9 protein-coding genes and 1 pseudogene are annotated in these 9,487 nt (G+C 52.4%); 6 read left to right on the forward strand and 4 right to left on the reverse strand.

Annotation, left to right across the window (positions count from 1 at the left end):
• Both HP546_RS20220 and HP546_RS20225 read right to left on the reverse strand, forming a co-directional pair.
• Positions 1-1,619: NAD(P)/FAD-dependent oxidoreductase (locus HP546_RS20220; RefSeq protein WP_172228705.1), on the reverse strand; the 1,619-nt coding region annotated here is incomplete at its 3' end.
• A gap of 161 nt (positions 1,620-1,780) precedes the next feature.
• Entirely contained in the window at positions 1,781-2,095 is a 315-nt protein-coding gene (locus tag HP546_RS20225; RefSeq protein ID WP_172228707.1) for a DNA-binding transcriptional regulator, read from the reverse strand.
• Between the two features lie 550 nt (positions 2,096-2,645).
• On the opposite strand from HP546_RS20225, the gene HP546_RS20230 reads away from it, so the two are divergent.
• Positions 2,646-2,936: a hypothetical protein gene (locus HP546_RS20230; protein ID WP_172228709.1), complete on the forward strand. Its 291-nt coding sequence runs from the start codon at positions 2,646-2,648 to the stop codon at positions 2,934-2,936.
• Positions 2,937-2,948: 12 nt separating this feature from the next.
• Here HP546_RS20230 and HP546_RS20235 read toward each other — a convergent pair whose 3' ends face one another.
• Positions 2,949-3,410, reverse strand: coding sequence for an Lrp/AsnC family transcriptional regulator (locus HP546_RS20235; protein ID WP_172228711.1), 462 nt, complete (start codon positions 3,408-3,410; stop codon positions 2,949-2,951).
• Positions 3,411-3,684: 274 nt separating this feature from the next.
• Between HP546_RS20235 and HP546_RS20240 the strand changes: the two genes are divergently transcribed.
• The 5 genes from HP546_RS20240 (at position 3,685) to drt3b (ending at position 8,801) form a co-directional block, all read left to right on the forward strand.
• Entirely contained in the window at positions 3,685-4,239 is a 555-nt protein-coding gene (locus tag HP546_RS20240; protein ID WP_172228713.1) for a serine acetyltransferase, read from the forward strand.
• Between the two features lie 84 nt (positions 4,240-4,323).
• A complete protein-coding gene (locus HP546_RS20245; protein ID WP_172228719.1) occupies positions 4,324-4,566 on the forward strand; it encodes a DUF4160 domain-containing protein in 243 nt (80 codons plus the stop codon).
• Positions 4,563-5,096, forward strand: a complete 534-nt coding sequence (locus HP546_RS20250; protein ID WP_172228715.1) for a DUF2442 domain-containing protein — start codon at positions 4,563-4,565, stop codon at positions 5,094-5,096. Before HP546_RS20245 ends, HP546_RS20250 begins: the two co-directional genes overlap by 4 nt.
• Positions 5,097-5,407: 311 nt before the next feature.
• Positions 5,408-6,760, forward strand: a complete 1,353-nt coding sequence (gene drt3a / locus HP546_RS20255) for an antiviral reverse transcriptase Drt3a (protein ID WP_372242448.1) — start codon at positions 5,408-5,410, stop codon at positions 6,758-6,760.
• Positions 6,753-8,801, forward strand: a complete 2,049-nt coding sequence (drt3b, locus tag HP546_RS20260) for an antiviral reverse transcriptase Drt3b (protein WP_172228717.1) — start codon at positions 6,753-6,755, stop codon at positions 8,799-8,801. Before drt3a ends, drt3b begins: the two co-directional genes overlap by 8 nt.
• A gap of 302 nt (positions 8,802-9,103) precedes the next feature.
• On the opposite strand, the pseudogene HP546_RS20265 reads toward drt3b, so the two are convergent.
• Positions 9,104-9,487: pseudogene (locus HP546_RS20265) on the reverse strand (hypothetical protein); the annotation flags it as partial.

Raw genomic sequence — 9,487 nt, forward strand, 5'->3', positions numbered from 1 at the left:
TGGGTGCTGCCACCGAAGTGGTTGATGATACCCCACACTGCATTCAGCGACGTCTGCACCGCGCCTTCTACCCAGGCCGGGGTCCATGACACGTCGTCACCGGCGATGAAGATACCGCGCTGCTCGGCAGGCATGTCCTGTTGCATGAAGTGCGCGTACATGCGCTGGTTATAGCGGTAGTGCCCCGGCAGTGCGCCTTTGAAGGCGCCAAGGAAGTACGGGTCCGCTTCCCAGGAAACGGTGATCGGGTCGCCGATGATGTGCCCGGCGATATCGGTTTTCGGGTAAATCTTCTTCAGCGCGTCGAGCGCCAGCTGCACGCGTTTTTCCACCGGGTGCGGCAGCATCTTCAGCGCATCGCTCATCCAGGCGTACGACAGGCAGATTACCCCGGGCTTGTCGTCACCATTGTCGAACAGGTAAGTGCCGCGGGTGAGGCGGTCGGTAAGGGTCATGCTCATCAGGTCGCGGCCGGTTTCCGGGTCCTTGTCCTTCCAGAATGGCCGGTCGACCATGACAAAGGTTTTCGACGACTGCATGTAGCGGGTGCGGTCCAGGGCCATCCACATCTTCTGCGAGAACAGCGATTCCTCGCAGTCGATCTGGGTGGTCAGCAACCAGGTCTGGCAGGTAGCAAGCACGGCGCTGTAGTGCCGGGTATCGCCCCAGGTGTCCGTGACTGCCAGGCGGCCATCGGCGGCACGGGCAATGCGTTTCACCCCGCCACGCGGCGCGCCGCCGTGCAGTGCGCTCAGGCTGGTGCCCTGCGGCCAATGCACGCAGCGTTCCGGTACATGGCGCCAGATGCCCTGCGGTACCTGCTCGACGCCGCCCACCACCAGGTGCTGGTGGTCGTCGCAGTTGGTCATCACCACGCGGAAGATTTCCAGCATCGAGTTGGGGAAATCCGAGTCCCAGCCGCCGGTGCCGAAGCCCACCTGGCCGAACACTTCACGGTGCTGGAAGCTCAGCTGGGCAAACGAGCGCGAAGTGGCGACAAAGTCATAGAAGGTGCGGTCGTCCCACAGCGGCACCAGCTTGTTCCACAGTTCTTTCAGGCGCGGCACATCACGGTCGCGAATAGCTTGCTGGATGTCGGCGAATTGGGCACCGCTTTCCAGCGCGTCGGCCCAGGCGTCGGCCACTTCGTGGAACAGTTTGGGCAGGTCGCTGGTTTTTTCGGCGTAGTAGGTCTGGCCTTCGAGGTCGATCACCGTGCTGCCCGAAGCCGGGGTCAGCGGGTTGGGGAAGGGGCGGGTCTCCAGGCCCAGCTTGTCCACATAGTGGTAGAAGGCGGTGGACGACACCGGGAAGCGCATGCCGCCCAGTTCGGCGATGATCCCGTCGGTGCCGTTGAAGGCTTGCGAGCGTAGCCTGCCACCCAGCTTGGAGGCTTCGTATACCACCGGCTTGAGGCCCAGCTTCATCAGCTCGTAGGCCGCCACAAGGCCGGCGATGCCAGCACCCACGATTGCCACTTCCTCGCCTTGGCGCGCAGCCGGAATGCTACCAAGGCCTGCCGGGTGTTCCAGCCAGTCGTCGAAGGCGAATGGGAAGTCCGGGCCAAAAATGGTGATGGGCTTTTTGCCGTCGGCGGGGTGGCGGTTCTTGTTGTTCATGAAATGACCTTGCCAGAGGGCTGCGCGGGGAGCGGAGCCTGAGTATAGGAGATGCCTGGGGGTCATTTTAGGGAGTGGGGTGTTCGTAATTAAGATGCAGAGTGTTGTCTGAATGTAGCTTTGTTCGTCGTATTAGCCACTTTTTAATTATTTTTGACGAATCAGGCCAAAGATGCCAAATGATCCACCGTCTCAGGGTATTTCTGCACTAGACGAATCAGTGCGACTGCTTGCGCATTGGGCCTGAAGCGGCCTTGCTCCCAGTTTTCCAGCGTTCTGGAATTGGTTCGGAGAGGCTTTGCGAACAGTGCCCTGGACATGTTGAGGCGCTGGCGCAGCTCCAAAAGCTCATTAGGGGCAAAGGGTGTCAGTTCGGTGAAGCTGACCTTGTGCGAGCGTAGCGTCTTCTTGCCTTCGCGCTCTTCGGCCAGCGCGTCAAAACCTTCAGCGAGTTCAGTGAACAGGTTGCGTGGCATTGGGGGAGCCTCTTGTGAATATCCCCATTCTGCATATGTCTACGTGATTTACGTACGGTCAATTGGTGACAAAAAGCATCAGCGCGTCTGATGGGCTTGTAGCTGCAACGCTGAGATCGCTGGTGCACCGCGTACTCTGTGGGAGCGGGTTTGACCGCGAATGCGTCGGTGGATTCACAGCAGCATTCGCGGGTAAACCCGCTCCCACAGGGAAACGTTCTGGCTTTGCGATTCGGGTGATCAGACAGTTCTTACACCCGTTCCATTAAATAAAGAATTACCCTACGCCCGCTATCGCCTCGGTCTGGCTTCGCGGGAATCGTTTCATCGTTAACTTCACGGGGTCGCCGCAAATTCGGCGATCGGGCGTGAGAACCCGCTGATCTTTCTGGAGGCGCACTGCTATGGCAGCTGTGCGCGGGCAGGCTTTGCCTGGCCGGGTACGCGCCTCCAAGTTCGCCGGTTCTCACCTCGCGCATGGCTGCCACCCTATTCCCGTGAGAAGGATGCGATTGGCCGCCAATCACCCCTGTGATGTGGAGGCTATACCATGACCGACCGCTTACCCGACCAACCCAAAAAGCTCAAACCAACCGCTGAAAAACCCTTCTGCAACTGCGAATCCAGCCACCCACCGCTCTTCACCCTCCGCCCCGGCATCGACGCCGCCGACGCCCTGGTTCACGCCTGCCTGCTGGCCCGCGGCCTCAACCAGATTGCCACCGACTACGCCCAGCACCACGCCCCAGAGCGCAGCCGTGACATCGTCTGGTCAATGCAGCATTCCGCCGAAAGCCTTTCGGCAATTCTGGAGGGCCTGCTCGACGGCCAGGAGGTCTGACCGCCAGCGGCCTCAGAGCGGCTGCCCGCGGTCCACCTTACTGCTGAGAATGATCGACGTGGTGGTCTTCTCCACCCCGTCGACGCTACCGATCTGGTCGAGCAACTGGTCCAGCTGTTCGGGCGAGTCCGTCCGCAGCCAGGCCACATAATCGAACTCGCCGCTCACCGCGCACAGTTGCTGCACCTGCCCCATTGCACTCAGGCGTCGCACCACTTCCTTGCCGGAGCGCGGCTGCACCTTGATCCCTACATATGCCTGCAGCCCGCCGCCGATCACAGTCTGGCCCAGGCGTACGCCATAGCCGGAGATGACTTTGTTCTTCTCCAGCCGCTCCAGGCGCGAGTTGACCGTGGTCCGGGCGATGCCCAGCTGGCGGGCGAGGGTGGCGACGCTTTCGCGGGCGTTGATCTGCAGCAGGGCGATCAGCTGGCGATCGATTTCATCCAGCGTGATGGAGCGGGAATCCGACATGGCGAGTCTCTACGGTTGGCCTGCTAGCCTAGCCAGCCAGTGCCGATCAGGGCAAGGCCAGTCACCACCGGCCCAGCCGAAGCGGTCTTTGTGGGAGCGGCCTTGTGTCGCGAAAGGGCTGCGCAGCAGCCCTGGCAATATCTGCAGCGGAGCTGAAATCGTGGGGCCGCTGCGCGCCCCATCGCGGCACAAGGCCGCTCCCACAAAGGGACCGCGCTGGCTCGACGGCTTCGCGTTCGGCATGATGAAACGCTAGTCCAACGAGAACCTCAGTGTGAACCTCGACCACCTGCTCGAATGCTGGCGACTGGAAGTCTCCAACAAGAAAAGGCCCGGACGCCGCATCAGCCTGCTGTTCAACGTGCTGCGTCGCGCGCGCAAGGACAACAAGCTGGGTTTCCTCTTCGCCTTCCGGGTGGCCCAGTACCTCGATGCCCGCGGCGGCCTGGCCCGGCGTCACGCCAGGCGCATGCAGCAGCGGCTTAACCTCAAGTACGCTGTGGACATCGACATCGGCGCGCAGATCGCACCCGGCCTGCGCATCGCCCACCTGCCGGGTGTGGTCATTACCCGGCATGTGGGCATCGGGCGCAATTTCTTCATCCGGCAGAATTGCTCGATCGGCATCAAGACCCTCGGTCTGGAAGACTACGCGCTGCGCATTGGCGACAACGTGAGCATGGGCGCCAACAGCTGCATCGTTGCTGACCGTATCGACATTGGTGATAACGTGGTGATTGGCGCGATGTCGCTGGTTACGCGGGATGTTCCGGCTTGTATGACTTTCTACAACCCGCGGCAGGTCGAGATGCGGCCGATCGGGGAGTAATCAGAAGAGTTACATTTTTGGAGCTGTGGGCGGGATGCTCGGATGGTACTGTCTGGTGCAACCATTGCACTGTATGATAATCCCATGCCCACGATCCACCGGTTGTCCAATTGCGTGATTTGCCTGTATGCGAATGACCATCTGCCGCCGCATTTCCATCTGCGATTCAGTGACGGTCGTCAGGCACTGATTGCGATCAATGACCTAACTCCGTTGGCCGGTTTCGGTGGTTCGCGGCTGTCCCTGCGTGAGATGAGTGAAGCGCTCGAGTGGGCTTCGCGAAACAGAGCTCGATTGCTAGCAATGTGGGAGGAGCTGAATCCATGACCAACAAACATTTCCAGCTGACAGAGGTTTCCGTGTTGGCCCCCGGGTCATTGCGGCTTACCTTTGCGGATGGACAGCAATTCAGCGTGGCTTTGGACGAAGTCATCGGGAAGCACGCGACATTGGCCCCCCTTACCGATCCCAAGATTTTCGCAACGGCTGCAATCGGGGAGTGGAAAGATACGGTCATCTGGGCCGGTGACGATAATCTTGAACTTGCTGCTGACAACCTTCGTGCACGCGCAGTGGAACAGGCGGGAGAGTGCTCACATGAACTCATCTGGAACTGGATGGCCAAGCATGAACTGACGCTGGATCGTGCCGCCCAGGAACTGGGGCTGAGCAGGCGGATGTTGGCCTATTACCGTAGTGGCGAAAAACCCGTGCCGAAGACCGTTGCCTTGGCTATGAAGGGGTGGGAAGCACACCGGTTGGCGGACGCGGAAGCAGGTGGTGTCTCCCGTCATACGTCTGGCAAGTACGCAAGCAGGTCGGTTGGTACAGGGCATGCCCCGAAGAAACGAGCGTAGTTTCCTGGCTAACAGAAAGGCATGAAAAAGCCGCGCAATCGCGCGGCTTTGTCGTATCTGGTGGGCCCACACGGACTCGAACCGTGGACCAAAGGATTATGAGTTGCCGAAGATCTCACCAAGCCAAGCGAAATCAATGAAAGCCTAGCATAGGTACAGTTAGCATCTTGTAGGCCTGTACAGTAATTTTGCGGAACTGATCAAAAGGTAGCCAATGATGGCACTGTACCGCTATTGTACCTTTTTGGGACAAGGCTAGCCCCGTCAACAGGGGGTATAGACAGCCAGGCTCGCTAACAGGGTAGTTGTTTGTGTCTATTGATCAGGCTTTTTCAATAAGAAATCTCAATAATCTGCTCAATGAAGACCGTGAAAAGGGTGGTGATCTAGAAGAACGATATATTCCTGATGCATATACGATGCGAATGCATGTTTATGATCTAAAAAAATCTAGATCTATTGTCCGTTACAAGCACCGGACCGGAGCAGTAACAACTCAATTCTATGAACTTCGTACTCGTCGACTGAATCAAGTCATTAAGGGGCGCAAAGAACAACATTCTGCTCTTGTAGAGAGCAAGCTGGGGGGAATAGCTAAGAGGATCTTGTCTAAAGATTTTAGGGTCGAGCTTAGTGCTTTACCTATGCCCATTAGAAGCAAAACTGTGTATGGCGTAGGCAGAGATCTAGCGCAGGTTCTTGCAATCAGATTTGTGCAGAAAATTCTGAGGGATGTCTACGATATAAAAATGCCTTCTAGAGATATTTTGGTGGCGCAAGTCAAATCATTAGCCATGGATGGTTCACCAAAATTTATTTTGCGAGCTGATGTTGACTCATTTTATGAGTCGGTACAGCACAAGGATCTGTTAGAAAGCATTCATCAATCGCCCGAGCTTTCCGTTTTGGTCAAAAGAATAATTACTAGGCTTTTAGGTGACTACTTAATACTGACCGGCGCAGATAGAGGATTGCCGAGAGGGGTTGGAGTTAGTGCTTATTTGTCAGAAATCTACTTGGCGTATGTGGATTCTGAGGTTAGCAGGCACAATGAAGTTTTTTATTATGCTAGATACGTCGATGACATGGTGATGATGTTTGCGCCGGAGAAAAGAGAATCGGCCGATAGCTATTTGGCTTCGTTTGGAGATCTTTTAGGAAAAAAAGGTTTGTCTTTAAATGATAAAACCCAAGCGTTAAATCTCATAGATGAGCAGCGTGGTAAATTTACCTATCTGGGTTATGAGTTTGACGTTTCTCCAAGCAGTCGCGGTGTGAGGATGAGTGCCGCTAAACTCCGAAAATATCGAGAGCGGATAGAAAAGTCGTTTAAAGACTATAACGCAAAAGCAGCGTTCATTCCCAAAAAAGCAGCAAATGAACTCATTATGCGATGTCTGTTTTTAACGGGAAACATGCGCCTTTTTAATAGAAAGAGTAACGCGTTTATTGGGGTCTACTACAGCAATAAGTACATAACCGACATCTCTCAGTTACGAGGTCTGGATAGGTATCTTGGCTCTAAAATAAATCTGCTGACGGATGTGCGCTTGAAGAGAAGGCTTTCTCGAATGTCCTTCGAGAAAGGCTTTGCTGAGAAGATATTCAGGAATTTTAGTACGAAAAAGCTTTCTGAAATATCTCGGGGGTGGAAACATGCCTAAGAAAGCACTTTCAATTAACTTCCCTATTCAAAGGGTGGTCCTTTCGGATGTTCTGCCTTACGAAGTTCCTATTGTTTTTTCCAATAGGTACTTTTACAGGTTTCTATGTGAGCATGATGTAAAGTTCTCCGGTTCTAAGATAGAGTGGATTTCCAAGGATTCGACTCTCGATAGTCTAGTCAAAATGTTGCTAGGTATCTCGCCAAGTGTCCCGGTAGAGCGCGACACCACAGGTGCGTTTGAAAGATCTCTCATAGATATTTCACAGACGAGGTCTGAATACCATAGTGTCCCTTTCGCTTTCTTTACTACGCATAAGCAGGATCAACTGAGGCAGCTTGCTCTAATGCATCCCAAAGCTCAGCTGTTGGTTGTGGACTTCTACGACCAATATAAAGAGCTAATTATTTATTTTACTGGTCAGAGCAGCTTTAGCCTGCGGTCTCCTAAAAGAGTCGCAGGGTGTACATTTATTGATAATAGGGCTCAAATAGAAAAGCAAGACAGGTTAGACACCTTGGTTGAGGTTTCTGGCGAGAATTATGAAAACCTGAGATCTTTTTTCGTTTACGAAAAGTTTAGTAATGTCTTTAAGTTTTATGAGTCAAAGGAACATCTCCAGTGTGAGCGAGACTTTAAATTTCTAACTAAATACGATATTTCCGGATGCTTCGATGGTGTATATACGCACTCACTTCCTTGGGCCGTTTATGGCAAAGGATATTCTAAGGTCCATATGTCGCCCTTGAGAGAGTCCTTTGCCAGCAAATTCGACTCGTTGATGCAAAGAGTGAATTACAATGAGACTAATGGGATCCTCATTGGCCCCGAGGTTTCTAGGATATTTGCTGAAATTATTTTGCAATCTGTAGATTCTGAGGTGTTGGCTCAACTTACTGGCAAAGGGTGGAGGCCTGATGAAGATTTTAAGATTTATCGATATGTAGATGACTATTTTGTTTTTTATAATAACGAGGAGTGTTGCTATCAGGCAAAGATGTTGCTTCAAGAGGTTTTAAAGCGATTCAAGCTTTCTCTCAATAAGGGTAAAGAAGAAACCTTATCGAGGCCTATGATTACTCCTATATCCATCGCGAAAAAGAGAATATCCGACTTATTTGATAAGGCACTTACATTCAAGGTTGCGGACGATATCAAGGACGGCGAAAGTCTTCCTCGTGGGGAGCTTTATATAAATCGATCTTCCTTGGTCACTGATTTCAAATCAATCCTCTCAACATCTGGCGTCGATTATGGTGACGTTCTTAATTATTCGCTTTCCGTGGTCGAGAGAAAAGTTGGCGCGTTGATTGATGGTTACGAAAAAATAGAAAAACTTCCAGGGCTTGATAAAAGTTTCTCCAAAGCAATAGAGTCCCTTTTGTGGTTTGTATTTTTTGTTTATGCGGTCTCGCCGAAAGTCAATACAACCATTAAGCTTTGTAGGATTTGTCAGCGTGTTCTAAGTTTTTATGCTGACAATTCAATCGGACTTAGTTATGGGTCTTTAATTTCGCAAGTGATTTACGAGCGATGCCGTAGTATTATTGATAAATATTCTGATGGCAAAGGTGCTCGTATTGAGGTGATGTATCTTCTGGTACTCATGGGGCAGCTTGGAAGGAACTATCGAGTAAGCGAAAATCTCCTCGCTCGCTGTTTTGGCTTTGAGGAGATCGATGGTGTGTATGTGGTCAAAAATGATCTAGATTACTTTTCTGTCATTACTTTGTTCTTTTATATAGGTAAGAAGGTTCGGTATTCTCGAATTCGAGTTGCATTAGAGTCGTGTGTTCTTCGGCGTTTCGCTAGCGACAGAGATGCATTGATTGGTAGTTCAGAGATGACTCACATGGCGCTGGATCTTCTAGTGTGCCCATATGTAAGTCGAGAGGCCAAGGATATAATTGTAGGCTATTATGGAATGGCCGGCTCCGACATCTCCAGAATTCAACGATACAATGACTATTGGTTTACTAAATGGGCTGACTTCGATTTCTCTAAAGAGCTGGACGCTAAGGTCAGTCAGGAAGTATACTAATGCTGCGCGCTACATGCACTATGAAGACCGTTTGCGGTCGCACACACCAGCGCTTTGAACGAGCTGTTCTATGCATGAAAGCTCGTTCTCTTAGAGTCCGCATGTACTCTGGGGTCTTGACTCCTCGTCCCTTCTCAGAAGGCCTAGGCCGACTGAAGAAGGGGCAGGGGGCTAGATTTCAATGCTACCTATCTATTATTGTTTTGAGAGCGCCCATCCTGAATCTGTCTGGGCAGAGCACTCTGACCTTTCCCGCCAGGTATGGAAAAGCCCCCACCGCGCGGGGCTTTTTTTGTGTTAGGTCAGTCCACTTGTACAACGGCCGAATGACCCAGGCTCACTCGAAATGTCTTGAAGCAGTCGCGGCAATTGAAAGGTTTCCAAATTGCGTCTAGTTGCACTGGGATGCGTGCGTCGCATTCACATTTGAAAAAGATGGTGTCAACCGGGGTAAGCACTTTTTCGCCTTTTTCATTAATTACCTTATTGAAAAGCTTGCTGCACTTTGTATTGCCGCACACAACAAGCAAGTCATTTTCAAATTCTGCTTCGCCTGCGAATATTCTCGTCCCGCACGCAGGGCAGTCAGTGTGGCGCACATTTTTATATGCGACGATTGCCGTAGTGGCTTCAACTCGCTCGAGTTCGCGAATAATTTCGTCAAGAGACTTCTTGTCGGGAGAACT

Source organism: Pseudomonas sp. CM25, from assembly GCF_013179705.1.
Classification (GTDB): Bacteria; Pseudomonadota; Gammaproteobacteria; order Pseudomonadales; family Pseudomonadaceae; genus Aquipseudomonas.

Excerpts from the sequence above, each read along its gene's own strand:
- HP546_RS20225 (WP_172228707.1), bottom strand. The coding sequence starts at position 2,095 with ATGCCACGCAACCTGTTCACTGAACTCGCTGAAGGTTTTGACGCGCTG.
- HP546_RS20230 (WP_172228709.1), top strand. The coding sequence starts at position 2,646 with ATGACCGACCGCTTACCCGACCAACCCAAAAAGCTCAAACCAACCGCT.
- HP546_RS20235 (WP_172228711.1), bottom strand. The coding sequence starts at position 3,410 with ATGTCGGATTCCCGCTCCATCACGCTGGATGAAATCGATCGCCAGCTG.
- HP546_RS20245 (WP_172228719.1), top strand. The coding sequence starts at position 4,324 with ATGCCCACGATCCACCGGTTGTCCAATTGCGTGATTTGCCTGTATGCG.
- HP546_RS20250 (WP_172228715.1), top strand. The coding sequence starts at position 4,563 with ATGACCAACAAACATTTCCAGCTGACAGAGGTTTCCGTGTTGGCCCCC.
- drt3b (WP_172228717.1), top strand. The coding sequence starts at position 6,753 with ATGCCTAAGAAAGCACTTTCAATTAACTTCCCTATTCAAAGGGTGGTC.